This window comes from Marinobacter sp. V032, assembly GCF_052645435.1.
In genome coordinates this window covers 1-19,461 of sequence record NZ_JBQXYE010000007.1, presented here as the reverse complement: position 1 = coordinate 19,461, position 19,461 = coordinate 1, and the positions used below count along the sequence as shown (strand labels likewise).

Below are 19,461 nucleotides of genomic sequence, written 5' to 3'. Positions count from 1 at the left end.
AGGTTACGCATCGTCGGAAACCTCCTTGATTCCTTGCAGCCAGAACCGCCCTTGCGTTATGGCGTATGTGATTTCGTATGTGACATTCTCAGTCCTGGTAACTGAGTCCCCGACGATCCTTCGTTTCGTCGTAGCTATCCGCAGGGTGTTTTCTCCGATCTTTTTTATGTCCCGGTTTCCTTTCCAATTCACGACATAAGACACCGTGGGGTATTTCTCGATACCGGTGGCCAGTTTGGTAAACAGATCCCGGTACTCTGAATACTTGTCGGGGTGGACAAGCACTAATAATTCGTTGAGTTGACGTCGCGCGCTTGCAGCGGAAAGGTTGCCGGCCATGTGCACGATGTAACGGGCCATTGAGCGCAAATAATCATCAGAGGCTGTGGAGCCGGAAATTACGAAATCCCCCTGACCACCAATCGGCACGATATGGGTTTGCTGTTTTTCAAGTGCCCCATGGATGGAGAAGGCCTGGAAGGCAGAGAAAAGCACCATGCAAATGAAACCGAGCTTGAGCAACCGGTTTTCCGCGAACACGTTGCTGCTGTCCTGGACAAAGAGATTGGAAAAGAGGCTTTTCATACAGTCACTCGTTGAATTTGGTTGCTGTTGGGAGGGGGTAGCCCTTCAGCTCAAAAAATCCGTTGGCGTAGGCGAGGTGACCGAACCAACCACGGGCTTGCCTGCGTTTCATTGGAATAAGGAGGGCCGGACCGAGGAACAGGGTTATGTAGGCGATACCTCCGAAGATTGTTGCGCCTAGATAAAAAATCACGATGATCGCCATCTCATGCGCGTCAAACCACAAAACCTGAAGCGGCTGATGAAGGTAGATCGGTAATCTTGACTGGTCCACGACGGCCCTCCTTTACCTATCTTTTCTTAGAGCACCATGCCCAGAGAGGTGGTGATGCTGTCCGCCTTGATCATGGCGGTACCACCGAGCACGCCACCGGCAGCCAGCATCCAGTTCTTGGTGATCTGGACGGCTGACAGGACGATGGCTGCCAGGCCGCCCACAAAGCCGACCGGCCCTTTCAGCATGTCGTTCACCGCTACGTCGTAAAGATCGTAGGCGAACGTGCCGGTCGCGGGTGCTGTGATCGCGCTTGCAGACATTGACCCCAATACAAGCAGCGGAACAGCAGCTACGGGAGCCGCTTCACGGAACGACCCGAAACGCGCTTTGGCAATTGCGGACAGGCGCTGAAGTTCTGAGTGAGCGACTTCTGAGGCACTTTTCATTTGGTTCATTTCAAACTCTCCTTAGATTTATTAGCGAGGAAGTTAGCCACTACCTCTTTCCTGAAGCCCGTTACCGGGCTGCCATCAAGCACCAATGTTGGTGTGCCATTCACACGCCATTGGGTTGATATCGTGTCGTGTACTTCCAGTCTCTCCACAGCTTCCGGACACCGCTCGGTTGCGCTGGCTCGCTTGAGGTACACATCGTCAAATGCCTTGGCCGGATCGGCAGAGCACAGAATGTGCTGTGCTTTGGCCGGGGCAGTGTTGGGGTGAATCCGCGTCATGAAGAAGATGACCCTCTTCACAGGCACCTCCGAGTTGCGGATAAATTCGTCATAGCGCAGGCAGTAAGGGCAATCGGGATCTGTGAATTCAATGATCGGAATGCCATCTTCTGGCCCAAGGATTAACGCTTGATCATAGGGGAGATCGTCAATCCGAAGCTGATTTGCGCGGGCCACCGCTTCCGCTGTCAGTGATCGACCATCACGCGAGTAGATTTCCCCGAAGATCAGGACATCATCCTCAGGCGCAAAATAGATAACCTGTGCTCCGTCCAGGGTCACTTCGTAAAGCCCTTCAATGGGCGCTTTGCGGAAATCTTGAATCTTGGAGTTAGTAAAGCTCTGTTGGAGCGATTTCAGCGCTTGCTCAGAAGTCATGGCGGAAGTGACGAATGGCATCAAGCAGAGAGCAACAAGTGCAGAGATGCGAGAAATGTTCTGGCGCATTAGCGGTCCTTTTTCTTAGCGGTGGTTTGTAGTTCACGGAGCAATCGGGGATCGATGTGGATGCCCTTGGCGATTTGCTCGACTTTCGGTTGTGGGAGGCGGTGATGATCAACGATGTGGAATCCGCCACGGTCGAAGACGATCGTGGACAGAGGGCTGGCCTTAGCTTGACCTGCGACGAGAGCTAGAATTGTGGCTGCTATATGAATATATGTACGCATATAAAATTAGCCTGCACCAGAGCCTTTGAACGTTCTGGAGAGTATAGGCTAAAAATTATATGAATGTATACATTTTTATATGTTTGTTTCGGTGTGTGCGGCAAGGTAGCGGACGAGGCTCGTGTAGATCACTCGATTTTCCGGGATGTTGTCTGACGAGGCTCGGGATTTGACCTGAGCAATGGTGCGGGTGGGGAGCCAGATAGACGTATACTGACCGGTGCGAGGTGAACAAAGGTAGTCCCAATCGGCCGAGGAAGAACCTTCAGTGAGGAACCAGTCGATAGCATCGCGATAGAGTTGCTTCAGGAAGATGCCCTGGTGGGCAGCGAACTCTTTTAAAGCGGTCCGGGTTTCGTGGCTGAGCTTTAGTTGTTTTAGGTGTTCGGTCGCGTCCACTTGGTGCTTCCTGTAAGTTTGCTGGCTCGCCGTCCCTGGTCCGCGACAACCAATTTAGAAAGCAGTATACAATTTTATATGTTTGTGTCTATTTTTTTAGGCCGGACCTTCGCTCTTGCAGTAGTGCACAATCGCGGTATATACGACGCGATTCATAGGAACCTGGTCGCGCTCTGCCAGAGCTTTCGCCTTTTGGTGGACATCATCGGCAAGCCAGAGAGACTTGGCCTTGCCGTTCTTTGGGGATGCCAGGTATTGAAGGTCGGTGAATTTTCGAGCGTTGAGCAGGGCGGTTACTGCTTCGTCGTAGATGTCGTTCATGAAAGTGTTCTTCTGCACCGCCATCATTTTGATGGTTTTATGGAGGTCGTCGGACATCTTGACTTGCTGGAGCGTCCGTTCGGCTTTTACTGTCACGGGCATACCCTGTTGGATCGGTGAGTGTCTGCGGGTGGGCCTGAGCGAACCCGCGAGATCTAATTTTGTATGTTGCTATATTATCTTATGTTAGCTCACTCTTCCGCCGAAAGTTTCTTTATGTAATCTCAGGCCAAAAGGCTATTGTCGATCCGTTGTGTCGGCCACCAGCCAATATCACTTTTTAATCGGACCACTTCTGGATTACTGTTTCAAATACAGCCACGAGTTCTAAGTTTCAGTTATGTGCGGACGATTCGTCATTCATACTCCTCTGAGCGTCATCGCCAGAGACTATTTTGGGGTACAGGTTTCGGTGGGGGACACGCTCGCCAACTACAATGTGGCGCCCGGGCAGCAGATTGCAGCCATTCGTATGGGCAGTGGTGGCGATGATGGTGAAGGGTTGATTTTTGACCGGTCATATTGGGGGTTCAGGCCGAAGGGCGCTGGAGAGGATGCGCCTTTAAGTATTAACGCTCGTGCTGAAACCGTGGCCAGTTCGCGTTACTTCTCTCATTCCTTTCTTAACCGCCGATGTTTGATCCCGGCCAATGGCTGGTATGAATGGCAAAAAACTGCCTCTGGGAAACAGCCTTTTTACGTCACGCCCGGAGAGGACGTGTCGAACCCTCTACTTTTCTTTGCAGGCATCTGGACGCCTACAGGGCAGGGGGTAAGCACCTGTTGCGCAATTATTACAGAACCGGCCGCCAAGGAATTCGATGAGGTCCACCACCGGCAGCCGGTGATACTGGATGCCCAGACCATCCAAAGCTGGATCAGTCCTGAGATTCAGGACCGCAACAGCATAAAGGCCCTTGTACGGAGACGGCCTATTGACCAGCTGACTTGGTTCCCGGTATCGACCGATGTTAATAAACCCACGAACAACAATGAAAGCCTTATCATCCCGGCTGATCGTTTCTGAGGGTATAAGCAATGTCAGGGTATTATGTTTTTGCCACTACTGAGGATAGGGTCAGGTGGTACAAGTACGATAGCAGCAAGATTGAACCTGGTGCGTTTGAGGTTGTGGATGTATTAGATTTGTCTGTTATTCCAACCTGTGTAGATAAACCTCACGCGAAGCAAGTGGCAAAGCAGCTGGGACTAAAAAGCTGGCGATACGTCAAGATTGGTTAAAAATGGCGCTGCGCCCAAAATTGGACCACTTATGACGTTGCCTGCTTATCCTTTGTGGACGCAGGGTTGGTCGTTAAGAGCTGATCCGGAGCTGCTGATAGCGTTATTTCGAATGCGGCACCCTTATGGCTTGGAACCAAACGGATCTGACCTCCCATTTGCGTAACCATCGTTTGGCAAATAGACAAGCCAATACCGAGCCCCGAGCTATCGGGGCCTGGGTTGAACGGCTCAAAGAGCGTTGGTATTAAGTGGCCGAGTAGTCCAGGTCCATTGTCCAAAATCTGAAGGCGGCTCACCGGGCCTCCCGGGCCGGTATCTCGACTGGCGATAATGCTGATCTGAGGATTTTGTGATTTGAAGCGATCAAAAGCGTCGAGGGAATTCCCTATCAGATTGCCGATGGTTTGGATCAGGGCATTCTTGTTTCCAAAGACCAGCGTGTCATGCAGCCCTTCTTCTGTGATTGTTATCTTGGCTAGGCGCTCAGCATGGAGGGTTTTCGCTTGGGCGACGGCACGATGCAGCGGCACTGACTCCACGACAGGCGTATTCTCTGGGGTCAAGAAGTCTTTGAGATCCCCAACAAGATTGCCGATTCGTTCGAGGCCGATTTGAGCCTCTTCCAAAGCTTCGTTCCGGATATCTAGATTTTTGTGTTTACTCGCAATCCTCACGGCGCTTAAAGCCACATTGAGGGGGTTGCCAATCTCGTGGATCAGAGCTCCTGATAAATGCGATATCGATCGCCACCTCTCGGATTGAATCAGTTGCGCTTCTGATCGGCGTAGATCATCCATTGCGCGGCTCAGTTCCTGGTTTCGTTCGCTAAGGGCTTTTTCCAGATCAGACCGCCGTACCAGATTACTCACGCGGGCTTTGAGCTCTACCCAGCTGAAAGGCTTGGCAATAAATTCGTCAATGCCCAGATCTAAGGCATCCTGCTTGAGCGTGTCCCTGGCATTAGCGGTAATCAATAGAATTGGAATTGTAGATGTCGCTGGGTCCTGCTTAAGCTTTCGAGCGACTTCCAAGCCATCTTTCCCCGGGAGCATGTGGTCGAGGAGGATGGCGTGCGGAAGATGGGATGCTATGTGTTCATCGGCTGTAGACCCTTCGTTCAGCCACACCAGGTCATAGTCGGCTTTCAGCGCATCCAGCATCATCGAAGCAATGTCGGGCTCATCCTCTACAAGAATGATCAACGGTTTTCCCGGTGATCGATAGGCTTTACCGGTGGTTTCTGGAGCCGAGCATGTATCAAAATTGAGCAGGTAATCGCTTTCGGCCTCCCTACGAAGGTCCTTATTCTCCGTTGGCTGTTGGGCAGGGGCGCCGGCTTGATTTTCTGTCAAGGGAAGCCGAAGAGTAAATGTGGCGCCGTCGCCAGGCTGGCTAAGCACGGAAACGGTGCCCAAGTGGGCCTCTACAATTTCCTTTACCAGGGCAAGCCCTATGCCTGTGCCTTGGGACTGTCTGGAAGTTGAACCGTCGGCCTGCCGATATCGCTGGAAAATAATCTCGTGGTGCTCAGTGCCAATTCCTACGCCATTATCCTCAACTCTCAGGACGGCCTGGTCATTCTCTACGAAGAGTTCAACGTTTATTCGGCCATCGTCTGGGTCGGTAAATTTGTAGGCGTTCTGGATCAGGTTGAAGCAAACTCGTTCTAACTGACTTTCGTTGCCTTCCACCCAGACAGGATATGAGGGCCAACTGGTCGATAATTGACGGTGGTTGTCGCGGCCAAAAAGCGGTGCAAGCTGATCGGTACAAACCTTGAGAACCTCAGCTAGATCGAGGCGGGTGTAGCTTACGGTTGTTTGGGAGGTATTTTCTAACACCATTAGTTCGAGTAGGTCATTGACCAGCTTGGTCAGCCGCCCTCCATTGCGAACGATTTGTTCCACGACTTTCCTTGCGGGTGCGGGGAGTAGGTTCGCCTGCTGCTCCAAAAGGTGTTTGGCCGGGCCTACAATGACGGCCACGGGTGTTCGCAATTCATGGGAAACGTTAGCAATAAACTCTGATTTTCTGCGGTCCATTTCCTGGAGCGCTTCGTTGGATTTCTGTAGCTGCATTTCTTGTGCGTAGGAATAGAAACGAACCCGATAAGAAAAGTAGGCTGCAAGAATCGCAATCACGCCGGTGAGGAAAATGAAGTAACCGTTGTTTATAACAATCCGCCAAGCATCGTCGGGAATGCCCGCCAAAACGCTGACGAATAGATAGGCCATCACCGAAAACGTGGTGTAAAAAACCGCCTCTCGAAAGGTCAGACCCATGATGAAACCAATACCGATCATCACCAGGTTGATACCCGCATAGTAGGGTGAGACGGCTCCCTCAGTGACATAAATAATCACACACACCGTGGCGATGACTGATCCAGTAAAGATGGCAGTAATTCTGAAGAGGTGAGGGCGCATCGAGGGGAGGGTTGTTAGACCGAACATCAAAGCGAGGAACCCGACCTCGAAAAGCCGGAGGGCTGTAAATTGCGCAAAATGATCAGGGTAAACAATGTAGTCGAGCGGGATGCCCAGTGTCACGATGACAATGCTCACTAGGCATCCGATCTGGTTCAGATACGCCCGATCCGCCCAGTTTTTTTCACGAAATCCTGCGCGATATTCATCCAGATGTCCAAGATCTCGAAAGGCAGGACTGAATCGTCCGAGCTTAGCGTGCAGTTTCTTCAACATCGGCCTTGCTCGATACTCGATCCATAAAAGACGTCATGGCTGCGTGATACAGAGGCCAGTTCTCAAACATTGGCAAGTGGCCTGATCTGTCGATCAGAGTCATTTTGCTATTGGTGAGGGACGCATGGAGGGCTTCAGTATTGGGGATAGGAACGTAGGGGTCCTGGTTGCCCGACATAACAAGCACTGGAGCTGTAACCTTTGGCATATAGGGTCTCAGGTCAAGACTTGCCAAGTCGCGGAAGTAACTTGCCATCGAAAGACCGGATATGGCCTTCAACGCGGGGAAATAGTAGCTAACGTAATGGTTGGCATCGGTGTCCTCGAAAAACCGATCTGGCTCAGCGACAACATCCCGCATGAAGATCTTATGGACTCCCAAAGAGACCGCATTAACTTTCAGGCCGAGAGCAATTAATGAGCGTCCTGGGAGACCAAATTTAGCCAGCCGTTGGAACGCTGCGTAGATCCCTCCTTCTTCTTTTCCCGACAAAGATCCGCCGATAGAAACGACACCCTCTACTTTTTCAGGGCGGGCTGCCGCTGCCAGCAAAGCCGCATGTGCTCCGGTAGAATGCCCCACCAGAACGCACCTACGTTGACCAATGAGAGCTTCGATCTGGGAGAACACTGCCTCCACCAGTCGACCTGGAGTAATCTGTTCTCCCGATTTCAGGGCTGGTGCGGGATAGTGTCCCGGTAGCGCAATAGAGTAAACCGGACGGTCTCCGAAAACACTAAGATGCTTGGGATACCAGAAGTAGATTGAACAGAGCAGACCATGAATCAATACGACCGGCGTGCCTGGTGCTTGCTCGTTGAACGCCAGGCAGGTTAATCCATCTACATTCACTGTTCGCGGGATGCCATGATTGGCAAACGCATGATTCATGACCGAGATTCCTTTCACTAAACGATCCTAGATGGCCATACTACCGCTTGTAGATAGCCAAGGTCGTGCTCAAGGGCAGATTTTTGGACACGGATCACCTTTTCACATATCGCGTTAATGCACACTTAAGAGCACTCGAAGTATTTGGCACTGAGGCCACCTTATTCTTGCAAGGATTAGCATGACCGACTGGAAAACCCGCATTGTGTTTGCGGGGCCTGATGGACAATTCCCTGCTCCGGAGCTCTCCGGACTCGGCGATGTTATTCACATCTCTTTCGCGGAGACGCGCCTGCCGACTTACGATCTTTTAGTCTTGGTCGATCCGCCGCTTGACTGGCTGGAGCGCATTCACCTTGAAAGGGTTACAGGTACGGTCTCACTATTGGCGATGTCTTCGCCAACTGCCCAGCATATCCGGGTTGGCCTAAATCGCCTCGGCGTGGACGCAATTTGTGATATCGACGCGATTTACATCGAAGTGGAGCGGCTGCGAAGTCAGCTTTGGACTGCCAGGGCCAAGCAGGCCTTATTGTCGCTGGAGCAAGAAAGCCAATGACGCCAACTCGAGTTGGACTGATCGACGATGAAGCTCAGGCGCTGAAAATGTTTCAGTGGGAGTTCGGTGAACAGTTCGAGGTTTATACGTTTATCAGTGGTGAGGACGCCTTGGCCGCGCTTGCTGACGGTCTTGTAATTGATGTCCTTATTTCAGACCAGCGAATGCCGAAAATGCCAGGGGATTCGGTTTTAGTGGCGATTCGTCAACGATTTCCGAACATCCAATTATTGATTACAACGGCCTTCGCAGACGTTGAGCCCCTGCGGCGATGCGTAAACGAAGCGGGTGTTTACGGTTACATTGAGAAGCCATGGAAGCCCGAATTGATCGTAAAAATGGTCGAAGAGGCGCGGGCAAAGCAGCTTCAGAAGGAATCGGAAAACGCTCGCACTCAAGCGCATATCAAAGCCTGGGAGGAAAAGACTCGCGGACGACGTATGGGAGATATCCGGTCAGTTTGTAATGTCTTGGAGCTTCCGGAGACCGTTGCTGACAAATACCTCGATGTTGTTACCAGGGTTGCGTCCACGCACACATCCCACTGGACAGACGTTGGGTTGCTGTCGGAATCCGATGATGACCGCATTGCCTTGGATTTTCTGCGAGCTTGCCAATTGATTTGCGCTGAGGAGCCCCGCCACTCGAATGCTCGCCACACAGACAGCATTCCACTGGTCCGCTCCATGGAGCTCATGACTCGGTGCAGTGGCCAGCCTGGCCCGTCATTCGATGTTACGAAAGAGGAAGGCCGGCTGACTGTAAACTTTGATGCCTGTGGCGCATTTGGAGATTCGTATTTAGACCCTCTATCTGCCAGGGATCAGGAAACGCTTTTCCGGAATGCACTCTTGCTTTTGGCGTTGGCGGAAATGGAAAGGGTTGGGTGGAGCCTGACGGTGGATCCAAGGGAGGATCGTCTCATGGGCTCTGTGACATTCCCAACGTAGTGGGTAGTAAGGAGTGCGGTATGGATACCGATATTCTGGTGATACACCAGCACCGGTTAATCTTGGATATGTTAGAGCTTGGTTTACAAAACCAACTGCCTGATCTGGAGGTGGAGACTCAGCTGACAGTGCTGGGATCCGATCAGATTAAGCTGAAGCCCAAGATTATCATTATAGAAGTAGAACAATTGAGTCGGGTCGCATTCAGGAACCTGGAGCCATTACGTAAACGGTATCCAGGCACTCGAATTGTGGTGTTGGGCTCTCATCCTCGGCCGCAGGTTCTTCTGGCTCGTGGCGTTCATACCTTCATTGACCTAAACCAGTCGCTTGATGGAATAACACAACGAGTTCGAGAAATAGTACAGGGTCGGGGAAGCGGGTTGATGGTCCGGCCAACTGAGGACGGTCAGCCAAACTCTGTCTTTGATCGCCTATCGGAGCGGGAGCGGGAGGTTTTGCGAGGGTTGTGCGACGGCCTGAAATCGGTCGACATAGCCTCAAAACTAGAGATTAGTCCACAAACGGTGCACTCCTATGTCAGTCGGATCTGCGAGAAGCTTGAGGTCGAAACCCGGCAAGAAAGCGTCTTCTTGGCGATGAGGCACCAGGATGAGTTGCATGTATTGTAATTTTTACATTTGTCTTATTTTTCCTACAGACGCTTATTTTACCCGGACTTAAACTAGCACGTATATAATCTTATATAGGAATTTGGGGTATGGATACCGCAGTATTTCAGGGTTCAGAGTTTGTTTGTGTTCGCCAGAATGGACGGTTGAAGACAAATTTCCCGCAGCTCGTGTGGTTGGAGGCTTCATTGGCCTGGGATCGGTGCGCCAATGATGAAGACCTACTATCCTCCCTTGCAGTGAATATGCTTCAGCATCTGTTCCCTGGTAGCGAATGGCCTATGGCACAGGGTCAGTGTTCGCATTATGCGAAGCTGCTGTATCCGGCGTTTGTTGCTGAGATCCTATCCTCAATGCCCGAAAATGGCGGAAACCTACCAGTAGAAGTGGTTCGTGAATGGGCGTACGAGAGACTTTCCTGTAATCAGATTCCAGAATTGAATCAATGCGCTAGTTGATCAAGTGTAGCGGACTCGGCGACGTTCTTGCGCAGTGTTGCCTGTGCCGCTACACTGCGATAGTCAGTCGTAGGGGTTCAGCCATGAAAAAATTTAAGCCAGAACATCCAGGTAAGTTTTTAGAGCGGGAATTAAAGCGATTCCAGCTGCCTAAAAAACCGACTGCTGAGAACCTTCAGATCGCTCGAACGACACTGTATCGCATCATCGATGGCGAGCTGGACGTTACGGTAGAGCTGGCTTTGAAGCTTGAGGCGGCCTTTGGATACCCGGCCGATCACTGGTTGAGCCTGCAACTCGAATACGACCTATGGAAAGCCCGCAAGAGTGCCAACGTCACAGGCATTCGGCGGATGGTTCCCGAACAAATTCAAGCGGAGTTCGCCATGCTGTAATTAATCGGCATAAAAAAAGGCCCGTCTGGTAAACGGGCCTTTTTTCGAAATATTTGGCACCAAGCTGCAACTTGAGTGCCGTAGAAGGTGGGCGCTACGCACACACAACTCCTCAACAGTTGTAAGTGTAGCGCGACCCACCCCTGTGTTCAACTTTTGGGGTCAAAAAATGGCGCTACAGTGGAGCCACGCCCCCTCGAAGGATCGAGGATCAGAGCGTGGCAAAGAAGAATAACAACGCCTCTAACAGTTCGTGGGTCTCGTGCCGCCGGCTCGGTCTACCAACTGGAAACCATACGTCTACATCCGGTCGTGTCCCTCGGGGTATCGATAACCTCCTGAAAGAATGGGAGGTTATGCATGGCTGAGCGGATAGCACGGACGTACACGCCCCCCTATCAATATCGAAATCAGCGATCTCCTCTTTCCCGTGTAATTGAGGAAATGCCATATCTGGCGCGCTGTTCGGACAACAAAACCGCTGGATTGGTTCGGCCCAGGGAATTCGCGGTCAAACATCCCTACATCCAGGTAAACCGAGCTAACGTGGTTTCATGGCTGATCTTTGACCTTGATCATGCGAACGCCACAATCTGGCAAGACCAGGATCTGCCCCCTCCGAACCTGGTTGTGAGGAATCGTCGAAACGGTAAGGCTCATCTGTTCTACGCAATAGAGCCGGTTTTGACTGGAGAGAATGCTCGCGCCAAACCCATTGCTTTCATGAATGCGGTCTACGATGCCTTCCGAATGCGGCTGGATGCTGATGCGGCTTATAGCGGGCCCGTAGCGAAAACGCCTGGCCATCGGTGGTGGGAGACTACCGAATTCCATGACCACGTTTATGACCTTGCTGAACTTGCAGAACACGTAGAGCTGACTGTAAAGCCTTACTGGAGCAAGGAACCCAATTTAGATTCTGTCGCTCATTCTCGCCACTGTACCTTATTCGAAAAGCTACGTTTTTTTGCCTATTCCATTGTGGGGGAAGAGCGCGATAAAGGCTCCTATCAATCGTTTTGCCGGAAGCTTCGACAGTTTGCCAATCAGCAGAATTGTTTCAGTTTGCGAGGGCACACGGAGAACCTTCGACAAAGCCAGGTGAGGGCAACTGTTAAAAGCGTGGGACGATGGACCTGGACGAGGTACACCGGCCGGTCCGACTGTCACCGAGGCGTCATGGCTCTCAATGGGGACCTCCCGCTTGATGAAAAGCAGCGGTTGGCCGCAAAACGGACGCACCAGGTTCGACGAACAGTTACGGAACGAACGATCAGGCAGGCTTGCGAAAAGTTAAAACGTGATGGCCAGCCATTGACGATGGTGGGAGTGGCAAAAGTTGCCGGGGTTTCACGGCAGACCATCGCTCGATATAGGCACGTTCTAAACGAATCGCCTCAACGCACTCAATCGGATGACTCAAAAGTACTCCATTTGCCGTTGCGGTCCCTGAAACCTGTGTTTGTTAGTTATGGTGTCTATCAGATATCTGCACTGCGTTTGAGGGTTGCCTTATTAGGGGATGAGGTTGGAATAGTGGACTGGTTGAATTGGGTTCGGCGCCAATTTGAGCCTGAACGTGGTTCGGGTTAGGGATATTCGATGGTTAGTGCTTACGATGGTGGATCTTTTACAGACCTGTTATGGCGTGCTTTCGAAGTGCCGGCGTGGAGGAGTCAGGATGTAGTGTGGCTCGGATCGGCTTCAGTTTCGGTTACGGTTGACCTGGAGACAAACTTATAACCATGCCTCTTTCGTAGCTTTGATGCTTCACGGATGGTTGCTTTCACCTCTGAGACATCGCTACAACGAATGAGCTTGTAATTACCGTGTTTGCTGTTCCGGCTACCCCAGATACAAAGTACGGCGAGATCCCCGAATAAGTCCTTCTGAATTTTAATTCGGTAGTAGCGGGTAGGAGTTTGCCAGGTGAGTGCAGTCATCTTTTCAGGTGTCTATAAAGCGTAGTGCGGTCTACATCGAAGTGTTTGGCTACTGATGAAAGGCTCTCGCCTCCGTCAATTAGGATGCGGGCCTGCCTGACCTGGTCTTTTGTCAGTTTTGGTGGTCGGCCGCCTACTCTCCCTCGCTTTCTTGCAGCTTTTAGCCCTGCTTTTACTCGCTCTTGAACCAAGCGGCGTTCGAATTCTGAAAGCGCTCCAAAAATTTGAAATACCAGGTTGCCCGTGGCGGAGGTTGTATCAATAGGATCATGTAGCGATCGAACCCCGACACCGCGGGTTTTTAGGTCTTCAACAATCTCGATTAGATCCCGAAGCGATCGTGCAAGGCGGTCCAGTCTCCAAATAATAAGGGTGTCCCCTTCACGAAGGGCTTTCAAGCAGGCAATCAGTTCTGGACGATCTCTGGTCGATCCGCTGAACTTGTCTTGGTAGATCTGCTGACACCCTGACTCTTGAAGCTCATCAATCTGAAGTTCTGGATTTTGGTCAGTTGTACTGACTCGGGCATAGCCTATGAGCATGGTGCACCTTTAGCCACATGGTTTTTGCATCATATGTTTTGCAATAGGGTTTCGCAACATTTAATGGCGAATTTCCCGCGACTTCATAGGTTTTTTCTGAGTGTTGCGAAAACAACTGTTTATGCAACGTAATTAGGCAGTCAGCAGTCAGGTTTGAGTGAAGCTTGGTAGACCTTCCAATTGACATCCGGATTCGACTGGCCGATAGTACATGTACGGTGAATTGCCGTACGTGCTAACATTGTTAGTTGTCAGTCAAACAGCAAAAACCGAAAACACTAAAACAGAGGGTTTGGTCGATTGGCCAGCCCGTTGAAAGAGGGATACCGCATGTCAAAGACAAGCGCGCGGCTGGATTTAAGAATTGATCCAGCGATCAAAGAATTGGCGGCGCGCGCTTCAGCTCTGACCGGGAGTCACAGTCTGTCGGAGTTTGTCATCCAGGCAATCCGAGAGAAGTCGGCTCGCGTGATCGAGGAGGCCGAAGTGTATCGGCTGAATAGTCAGTCGTTTGATGCTTTTGTAGCAGCCTGCGAGGCAGCTCCAGCACCGAACGAGGCTTTGCTGAGCGCGAAACGTCGCCGTAACAAAAGGATAGAAAACGGTGACCTTGAGGTTAGAACCACTAGATAAGAAGTCCCATGACAGGAAATCGTTCGATTGTGGATTGGAGCGGGTAAATGAGTTCCTTTTGCGAGAAGCACGCAATCAGATGGACAAAAAAATTAATCGTACCTGGGTGTTGGTGGATGATGAGCCCGCAAATGTGTTGCCGGCGCCGGTCCTGGGCTATTTCACCCTCACCAGTGCGACCGTGGTGCGTGACGAGCTACCAGATCAGGAGACCCGTAGTCGGTATCCTGCCTATCCTATTCCAGTGATCAAGCTGGCGTGGTTAGGTGTTGATAGCAGGCTACACAGCTCAGAGCGCCGACTCGGTGAAACGATTCTTCTTGAAGCTCTGGAAGAGGCGTACCGGATTGTTCAGTACAGTGGTATGGGAATAGCGGTTGTAACGGATCCTCTAACGGTGGAAAGCGATCGCTTCTTCAAGCGGTACGGCTTTATTTCAATGAAGCGATCTTTCGGGAGTTTGGATTCATTGTACTTGCCCATGAAAACAATCGGACGACTATTGAACGAAACCTAGCGAAAGGATTTTCTCAAAATAATCTTGGGATTAGTGAGTAGGCCTCAGACTGTTACGTGGACACTGCCCTGGAATCTCAGGTACTCTTTTTGATGAGCTTTCATCAAGTATTAAGGGCCTAGAGGGATTTTGAGTGCGCGTTAAATCAATTAAGCTGATTAATTTCAAAAAATTCCGTGACGATCTTATTGACTTCAATGACGATGTTAATATTTTCGTTGGCGATAATAACTCTGGTAAAAGCACAATACTCGAGGCCTTGGAGATTGTTCTTAATTTCAACCACCGTGGTCGATCGTTCAATGGTGAGTTTGCCCCAGATATTTTCAATCAAGAAGCAGTCAATCAGTTTCTATCTTCTGACAAAAAATCAAAACATCTTCCCAATCTTATCATAGAGGCTTACATAGAAGGCGTTCCTGAATATCGAGGCTCGAACAACACTCTTGAGGCTGACGCACAAGGTCTTATAGTTTGTGCATGTTTCGATAAATCTCTCGAGTCGGTTTATGAGGATTATCTAAAAACAGATCCCTCAATATCCAGTATACCAATCGAGTTTTATAAGTTGGAGTGGCTGGATTTCGGTTGGAACCCAATTAAACCAATAGCAAAGAAATTCAAAGCACTCTACATTGATCCCTCACGTCTACACCCGACCGTTGGTAAGAATCAGTACATTTCAAGCATCCTCAATACAACGCTAGATAGGGAAGAGCTGGCCAAACTGACTCTAAATTACCGAGAGAATCAACAGATGTTTAATGAGTCAGGAGAGGTCAGGGCGGTTAATGATAATCTTGATGCAGATCACCTCATCACAGAAAAGAAGCTCTCCATTGCAGCTAATACTTTACCTTCAGGTTCCATTCAAACGGGCCTTCAGCTTGAAATCGATGATGTGCCCTTTCGTTTCATCGGAAAGGGTGAGCAAAGTAATGTGCAAATTAAGTTAGCTATCCAGAATCGATCTCATGACATAGATCTTGTTATGATGGAAGAGCCTGAAAATCACTTGTCGCACACTAATCTTAACAAGCTTGTCCATTATATCGAAAAACAACGGGGAGATAAGCAGTTATTTTTAACTACACACAGTTCCTTTGTGTTAAATAAACTAAGCATTGATAAGATTTGTCTTTTGCACTCAGGATATAAAAGGCTACATAATTTAAATCCAACAGTGGTAAAGACTCTCAAACGGCTTCCTGGTTACGACACCCTCCGTGTCGCACTTTCAGAAAAGGTTATCCTGGTTGAAGGGCCTTCAGATGAATTGGTATTAAAGAAAATCTATCTTCGTACTCATGGATGTCTTCCTGAACAACATGGTATAGATATCATTGTTGTTCGTGGTGTTGGCTTTAAAACCTTTATTGAGGTCGGTAAAGAGATAGGTACCAAAATTCACATTTTAAGAGATAACGATGGTTACTATTTAACCAATATTTTAGAAGAACAAGAGAGATTTTCTGATTTTCCTAATGTAAAAATATTTTCTCCAGTTAGTGATGAAGAATTTTCTATTGAACCAGCATTGATTTATGCCAATGCAATTGACATAAAAAACCTTGATGCCTTCTCAAAAGAAGTGTTGTCAAGTAAAACCTACAAAATTTATGATACACAGGATACGCTAGAAGATAGAATAAATTATCTCATCCAATGGTTTATGAGTGTTAAGGGGAACGGGAAGGGAGCCCGAAAGGTCGATTCGGCCATTAGACTTTTCGATAGTAATTTCGACTTTAGATACCCTGCGTTTCTCGATGAGGTATTCGATTTTGGCTAATGAGCTCTGGGTTGCCGGCGCCGGGTCTGGTAAAACAAACAAAATAATATTGGATGCGATTGAGACGATTGAAGAGGGCGGCCGAGTTTTGGTGGTTACATATACCATTAACAATCAGGCGGAGTTACGTGCTCGATTTATTAAGATGTATGGTGATAGTAGTGAATCCTTTGTTGTTAAAGGGCTTTTCTCTTTTTATCTAGAAGACATGATTCGACCTTACCAAAGAGTACTTTTTAAAGATCGGATCACCTCGCACCATTTCACGGAGCACAACCCCCATATAATACCAGGCACAAAATTTTACAAGAAGAATCGCGGTGAAAAGCTGAAGGACGGATCGATTAATCCAGATTATTACCTCACTCCTTGTAAGACTAAGGCCTACTCCGGATTGTTGGCCAAGCTCGCAACTGTTATTGCTCAACGGTCGAAAGACGCACCAGCGAAGCGACTTCAAGATATATATCAGAAAGTCTTTTTTGATGAAGTTCAAGACCTAGTTGGTTGGGATTACAGCGTTATCAAATCGATTAGCAAAGTTATGGTCGATTCGATCTGCTGTGTGGGTGACTTCAGACAGACAATTTACAGCACAACGTTCGGTCACAAGGCTCCGAAATCGCCCGAGCAGAAGATCGACTACTTCGTCAAAAAGATGAAGTTTCAAATAAACCATATGGCAAAGAATCACAGGTGCATCCAACCAATCTGTGACATCTCCGACACGATCCATGCAGGGCTATACGGCGAGACGGTATCGGGAGTTCAAACAATCCCAGTGGAGATAGGTAATCACTATGGTGTCTTCATTGTTAAGCAGTCCGAAGTTGTTGAGTATATAGACGCCTTTCATCCTCAGGTACTTCGTTGGTCAGCTGCTGCTGGTGGTAAGTACCTTCCCGCCGAGCTCAACTCCTACACATTTGGCTCCAGTAAGGGCCTTGGTTTTGATCGCGTGCTTGTCATTCTCCCTGATAAGCACGTGCAGTTCATTGGAGGAAATAGAGGGGTTTTTGAAAAAGATAAAACAGAAGAATCACGTAACAAGCTGTATGTTGCTATTACACGCGCTCGGTTCAGTTTGACATTCGTAGTAAAGGACAAATTGGCTGAAAATCTGAATTATCCTATCTGGAAGCCTTACTAAGTCTTAAAGAAGTTGGTTGGTGGGATGTCGAAAGATCAGAGAACATTTGTCATTGAATCAGCTGTTAAGCCCAATGGAAATCAGGAGTCAGTGTGTCAAAGTACGAAATATTAAGCGTTTTCTTAGGTTGCATCGCGACCATTATTAGCTTGATCGTTTGGGCTGGACAACGAAAGATGCAGAGAGAAGCAAACGACCTTCAACGTGCAACGTCCGAGCTTGCAAATAAACAGCTGGAGATATTGCTACGTGAAGAAAGAGGGGGAAATGCTGCTCGATTATCATTCGATATTTTAAAAGACGGTAAAACTTACCGTTTTCGCATAACGAATATCAGTGACGTTGACGCTAAAAATGTGGACCTGCGTCTTTTGGTAAAGCCGGAAGATAGCCCGATCGTGAAGAATGATTACGAAGCAAAGTTCCCGGTGCCAAAGCTCCAACCAGGGAGCTCTGTTACGCTTATTGCAGCGATCCACTTGGGAAGTCCTACTGCGTACAATGCCGTCCTTACGTGGGTTAATCCGGATGGCTCCGAGGTCTCGGAAGAGACTTATGCAGCACTGTAGGCATAATAATCGGCTGCATAGCGACCGATTTTCCGTCGCTTCGCGGCTCCAAACCGGGGTGCGAGCCTGGCGTTGTATCAAAGGGAGGTTTCATGCCTAATGATGACCTGGAGAGATTGATTCACGAATCTCTTGAGCAACTTGGGTGGTCGGCTGATGCCTCGCAAGTTGCTCAACGAGTGAAACGGCTTGATCTAGGCCTCCCGCTAGAAGATGAGTTCAGTGTCGTTTGTGGGTGGCTTGGCAACTGCAAGTTGATACACAAATTGGATCAAAGCCAGTACCCTCAAGAGTCTGCGGCTTTAATCCAGGCACCCGACCTTTTGGCAATTTTTGAGTGTAACGGAAAAGATGTTCCGGTCTTAATTGAAGTTAAGTCTAGTTGGAAGAATACCCTGTCTTTTAGGCCGGACTACAAAGAACGGCTCCAGAAATACGCTGACACGCTAAAGCTTCCACTATTGGTAGCTTGGAGGACGAGATGGGATATTTGGGCTCTTTTTCCTCTTTCAAACCTGAGAAAAGCGCAAAAGAATTACAATATAAATTTCGAAAATGCCTTGTGTAATAGCTTGCTTGGAATGCTTGCCGGTGATTTTTCATACACGGTCAAATCTGGGGCAGGAGTGCATATAAACTGTAAGAAGCAACGATTTGTGGAATCTGAGCGAGGCGATGAGTCACAACACTGGGAAGTAGTCATTGATGATGTCTATTATACGAATGGTAACGGCGATATCGTGAGAGATCTATCACCTATAGCGCAGAGCATATTCTACTCTTGGAGCCTAGAAGAATCCCAGGAGGATATCGGTAGTCATTTTCTCATTCACTCGGTTGCCAAAGAAACATCTGCACTCTTTGCACACATGGCAATTACTCGGCTATTGAAATTTAAACTTTCTATCGGTAAAGAAAGCATTCATTGGCGCTCTTTCGTATCTGGGAAAGACAGTGTGTCAGAATTCAAGGAGTTCCGGTCTGGAGTTCTGGAGAATATGCGACATGGGATTGTATCGTACGTACTTGATCCACAGCCCGAGAATGTGCCGGATTTTTTTAGTTAATATATCAAAACGCACAAGGCAGACAGTACTTTCAATGTGTCAATTGCGCGTTGCTAGACGAAACATGAATCAACTATTGGCCTGCGCATAATAGAAAATGACGAGTCTCGGTGACATTGGCAGAAGAGCGCGCAGTTAGTGGGCTAGGCTTCAATTACTCAAAATCTCATGAACCTTTCGGTACACTGCATGTGCTTTAACTTATGCGCAGTGTTGTTGTTCATCGAACTAGCCAGCCTCAATAACTCTCTCTGAAACAATGGTCTGGTTGGCCAGCGGCTTGGCCTGGTTCACCAGATACTTCATACAGCATGAAAATCGTGCTTCTCATGAACCTCCTCGGCCCGCTGAGCTTTGGTTGCTGCTAAACAAAAGCGGACATTAGTCAGCGCTTTCTAAAGATCCGCTCTTCCATTGGGAAAGGGGCCTTTTCATGAAGAGATTGGCTTTGCATTAAACGGCCGGGGTAAGTACAGACTCTTTTTAGGAATG

General features: G+C 49.0%; 22 protein-coding genes. 13 read left to right on the top strand and 9 right to left on the bottom strand.

Going from position 1 to position 19,461, the window contains the following annotated elements; all coding sequences use genetic code 11:
- Positions 1 to 3: 3 nt before the first annotated feature.
- The 6 genes from ACUN9X_RS18350 to ACUN9X_RS18325 form a co-directional block, all read right to left on the bottom strand.
- Positions 4 to 585: a TraE/TraK family type IV conjugative transfer system protein gene (locus ACUN9X_RS18350; protein ID WP_108019776.1), complete on the bottom strand. Its 582-nt coding sequence runs from the start codon at positions 583 to 585 to the stop codon at positions 4 to 6.
- A 4-nt stretch (positions 586 to 589) separates the two neighbouring features.
- A complete protein-coding gene (locus ACUN9X_RS18345; RefSeq protein WP_445473965.1) occupies positions 590 to 859 on the bottom strand; it encodes a hypothetical protein in 270 nt (89 codons plus the stop codon).
- A 26-nt stretch (positions 860 to 885) separates the two neighbouring features.
- Positions 886 to 1,257 carry a hypothetical protein gene (locus ACUN9X_RS18340; RefSeq protein ID WP_445473964.1) on the bottom strand — a complete coding sequence of 124 codons (372 nt, stop codon included), beginning with the start codon at positions 1,255 to 1,257 and terminating at the stop codon, positions 886 to 888.
- Positions 1,254 to 1,982: a DsbC family protein gene (locus ACUN9X_RS18335; protein WP_445473963.1), complete on the bottom strand. Its 729-nt coding sequence runs from the start codon at positions 1,980 to 1,982 to the stop codon at positions 1,254 to 1,256. The genes ACUN9X_RS18340 and ACUN9X_RS18335 overlap by 4 nt, the downstream gene beginning before the upstream one ends.
- A gap of 296 nt (positions 1,983 to 2,278) precedes the next feature.
- Positions 2,279 to 2,602, bottom strand: a complete 324-nt coding sequence (locus tag ACUN9X_RS18330; protein ID WP_445473962.1) for a hypothetical protein — start codon at positions 2,600 to 2,602, stop codon at positions 2,279 to 2,281.
- Between the two features lie 96 nt (positions 2,603 to 2,698).
- Complete coding sequence (locus ACUN9X_RS18325) at positions 2,699 to 3,019, bottom strand: hypothetical protein (protein ID WP_108019771.1); 321 nt, start codon at positions 3,017 to 3,019, stop codon at positions 2,699 to 2,701.
- A gap of 244 nt (positions 3,020 to 3,263) precedes the next feature.
- Here ACUN9X_RS18325 and ACUN9X_RS18320 point away from each other — a divergent pair, with 244 nt between their 5' ends.
- Positions 3,264 to 3,950 carry an SOS response-associated peptidase gene (locus ACUN9X_RS18320; RefSeq protein ID WP_445473961.1) on the top strand — a complete coding sequence of 229 codons (687 nt, stop codon included), beginning with the start codon at positions 3,264 to 3,266 and terminating at the stop codon, positions 3,948 to 3,950.
- Between the two features lie 244 nt (positions 3,951 to 4,194).
- Here the strand turns inward: ACUN9X_RS18320 and ACUN9X_RS18315 are convergent, their stop codons facing one another.
- Positions 4,195 to 6,870, bottom strand: a complete 2,676-nt coding sequence (locus ACUN9X_RS18315) for an ATP-binding protein (RefSeq protein ID WP_445473960.1) — start codon at positions 6,868 to 6,870, stop codon at positions 4,195 to 4,197.
- The gene (locus ACUN9X_RS18310; RefSeq protein ID WP_445473959.1) at positions 6,848 to 7,762 is read right to left on the bottom strand and encodes an alpha/beta fold hydrolase; all 915 of its coding nucleotides are present in this window, start codon (positions 7,760 to 7,762) and stop codon (positions 6,848 to 6,850) included. The genes ACUN9X_RS18315 and ACUN9X_RS18310 overlap by 23 nt, the downstream gene beginning before the upstream one ends.
- A 181-nt stretch (positions 7,763 to 7,943) precedes the next feature.
- Here ACUN9X_RS18310 and ACUN9X_RS18305 point away from each other — a divergent pair, with 181 nt between their 5' ends.
- The 6 genes from ACUN9X_RS18305 (at position 7,944) to ACUN9X_RS18280 (ending at position 12,349) form a co-directional block, all read left to right on the top strand.
- Positions 7,944 to 8,321 carry a hypothetical protein gene (locus tag ACUN9X_RS18305; protein WP_445473958.1) on the top strand — a complete coding sequence of 126 codons (378 nt, stop codon included), beginning with the start codon at positions 7,944 to 7,946 and terminating at the stop codon, positions 8,319 to 8,321.
- The gene (locus ACUN9X_RS18300; RefSeq protein ID WP_445473957.1) at positions 8,318 to 9,271 is read left to right on the top strand and encodes a response regulator; all 954 of its coding nucleotides are present in this window, start codon (positions 8,318 to 8,320) and stop codon (positions 9,269 to 9,271) included. Before ACUN9X_RS18305 ends, ACUN9X_RS18300 begins: the two co-directional genes overlap by 4 nt.
- Positions 9,272 to 9,291: 20 nt before the next feature.
- Positions 9,292 to 9,903, top strand: a complete 612-nt coding sequence (locus ACUN9X_RS18295) for a LuxR C-terminal-related transcriptional regulator (protein ID WP_062786902.1) — start codon at positions 9,292 to 9,294, stop codon at positions 9,901 to 9,903.
- A gap of 89 nt (positions 9,904 to 9,992) precedes the next feature.
- Complete coding sequence (locus ACUN9X_RS18290; protein ID WP_062786899.1) at positions 9,993 to 10,361, top strand: hypothetical protein; 369 nt, start codon at positions 9,993 to 9,995, stop codon at positions 10,359 to 10,361.
- A gap of 83 nt (positions 10,362 to 10,444) precedes the next feature.
- Positions 10,445 to 10,756 (top strand): HigA family addiction module antitoxin, encoded by a 312-nt coding sequence (locus tag ACUN9X_RS18285; RefSeq protein ID WP_062786896.1) that lies wholly within the window; start codon positions 10,445 to 10,447, stop codon positions 10,754 to 10,756.
- A gap of 360 nt (positions 10,757 to 11,116) precedes the next feature.
- Positions 11,117 to 12,349 carry a replication initiation protein gene (locus tag ACUN9X_RS18280; RefSeq protein WP_445473956.1) on the top strand — a complete coding sequence of 411 codons (1,233 nt, stop codon included), beginning with the start codon at positions 11,117 to 11,119 and terminating at the stop codon, positions 12,347 to 12,349.
- Between the two features lie 346 nt (positions 12,350 to 12,695).
- Here ACUN9X_RS18280 and ACUN9X_RS18275 read toward each other — a convergent pair whose 3' ends face one another.
- Positions 12,696 to 13,241, bottom strand: a complete 546-nt coding sequence (locus tag ACUN9X_RS18275; RefSeq protein WP_062786891.1) for a recombinase family protein — start codon at positions 13,239 to 13,241, stop codon at positions 12,696 to 12,698.
- Positions 13,242 to 13,571: 330 nt separating this feature from the next.
- Here ACUN9X_RS18275 and ACUN9X_RS18270 point away from each other — a divergent pair, with 330 nt between their 5' ends.
- The 6 genes from ACUN9X_RS18270 (at position 13,572) to ACUN9X_RS18245 (ending at position 18,969) form a co-directional block, all read left to right on the top strand.
- Positions 13,572 to 13,874, top strand: a complete 303-nt coding sequence (locus ACUN9X_RS18270; RefSeq protein WP_445473955.1) for a type II toxin-antitoxin system TacA family antitoxin — start codon at positions 13,572 to 13,574, stop codon at positions 13,872 to 13,874.
- Positions 13,875 to 13,953: 79 nt separating this feature from the next.
- A complete protein-coding gene (locus ACUN9X_RS18265; RefSeq protein WP_445473954.1) occupies positions 13,954 to 14,391 on the top strand; it encodes an acetyltransferase in 438 nt (145 codons plus the stop codon).
- 133 nt (positions 14,392 to 14,524) lie between these two features.
- Entirely contained in the window at positions 14,525 to 16,183 is a 1,659-nt protein-coding gene (locus ACUN9X_RS18260; RefSeq protein ID WP_445473953.1) for an ATP-dependent nuclease, read from the top strand.
- Entirely contained in the window at positions 16,176 to 17,333 is a 1,158-nt protein-coding gene (locus tag ACUN9X_RS18255) for a UvrD-helicase domain-containing protein (RefSeq protein WP_445473952.1), read from the top strand. Before ACUN9X_RS18260 ends, ACUN9X_RS18255 begins: the two co-directional genes overlap by 8 nt.
- Positions 17,334 to 17,425: 92 nt before the next feature.
- Positions 17,426 to 17,902 (top strand): hypothetical protein, encoded by a 477-nt coding sequence (locus ACUN9X_RS18250; protein ID WP_445473951.1) that lies wholly within the window; start codon positions 17,426 to 17,428, stop codon positions 17,900 to 17,902.
- Positions 17,903 to 17,994: 92 nt separating this feature from the next.
- Positions 17,995 to 18,969, top strand: coding sequence for a hypothetical protein (locus tag ACUN9X_RS18245; RefSeq protein ID WP_445473950.1), 975 nt, complete (start codon positions 17,995 to 17,997; stop codon positions 18,967 to 18,969).
- Positions 18,970 to 19,461 lie beyond the last annotated feature (492 nt).

What these genes read in the sequence shown, in the direction of transcription:
- ACUN9X_RS18270 (WP_445473955.1), top strand. Translation starts at nt 13,572, where the DNA reads ATGTCAAAGACAAGCGCGCGGCTGGATTTAAGAATTGATCCAGCGATC.
- ACUN9X_RS18350 (WP_108019776.1), bottom strand. Translation starts at nt 585, where the DNA reads ATGAAAAGCCTCTTTTCCAATCTCTTTGTCCAGGACAGCAGCAACGTG.
- ACUN9X_RS18305 (WP_445473958.1), top strand. Translation starts at nt 7,944, where the DNA reads ATGACCGACTGGAAAACCCGCATTGTGTTTGCGGGGCCTGATGGACAA.
- ACUN9X_RS18340 (WP_445473964.1), bottom strand. Translation starts at nt 1,257, where the DNA reads ATGAACCAAATGAAAAGTGCCTCAGAAGTCGCTCACTCAGAACTTCAG.
- ACUN9X_RS18280 (WP_445473956.1), top strand. Translation starts at nt 11,117, where the DNA reads ATGGCTGAGCGGATAGCACGGACGTACACGCCCCCCTATCAATATCGA.
- ACUN9X_RS18265 (WP_445473954.1), top strand. Translation starts at nt 13,954, where the DNA reads ATGGACAAAAAAATTAATCGTACCTGGGTGTTGGTGGATGATGAGCCC.
- ACUN9X_RS18320 (WP_445473961.1), top strand. Translation starts at nt 3,264, where the DNA reads ATGTGCGGACGATTCGTCATTCATACTCCTCTGAGCGTCATCGCCAGA.
- ACUN9X_RS18315 (WP_445473960.1), bottom strand. Translation starts at nt 6,870, where the DNA reads ATGTTGAAGAAACTGCACGCTAAGCTCGGACGATTCAGTCCTGCCTTT.
- ACUN9X_RS18285 (WP_062786896.1), top strand. Translation starts at nt 10,445, where the DNA reads ATGAAAAAATTTAAGCCAGAACATCCAGGTAAGTTTTTAGAGCGGGAA.
- ACUN9X_RS18275 (WP_062786891.1), bottom strand. Translation starts at nt 13,241, where the DNA reads ATGCTCATAGGCTATGCCCGAGTCAGTACAACTGACCAAAATCCAGAA.
- ACUN9X_RS18290 (WP_062786899.1), top strand. Translation starts at nt 9,993, where the DNA reads ATGGATACCGCAGTATTTCAGGGTTCAGAGTTTGTTTGTGTTCGCCAG.
- ACUN9X_RS18335 (WP_445473963.1), bottom strand. Translation starts at nt 1,982, where the DNA reads ATGCGCCAGAACATTTCTCGCATCTCTGCACTTGTTGCTCTCTGCTTG.
- ACUN9X_RS18295 (WP_062786902.1), top strand. Translation starts at nt 9,292, where the DNA reads ATGGATACCGATATTCTGGTGATACACCAGCACCGGTTAATCTTGGAT.
- ACUN9X_RS18300 (WP_445473957.1), top strand. Translation starts at nt 8,318, where the DNA reads ATGACGCCAACTCGAGTTGGACTGATCGACGATGAAGCTCAGGCGCTG.
- ACUN9X_RS18310 (WP_445473959.1), bottom strand. Translation starts at nt 7,762, where the DNA reads ATGAATCATGCGTTTGCCAATCATGGCATCCCGCGAACAGTGAATGTA.
- ACUN9X_RS18245 (WP_445473950.1), top strand. Translation starts at nt 17,995, where the DNA reads ATGCCTAATGATGACCTGGAGAGATTGATTCACGAATCTCTTGAGCAA.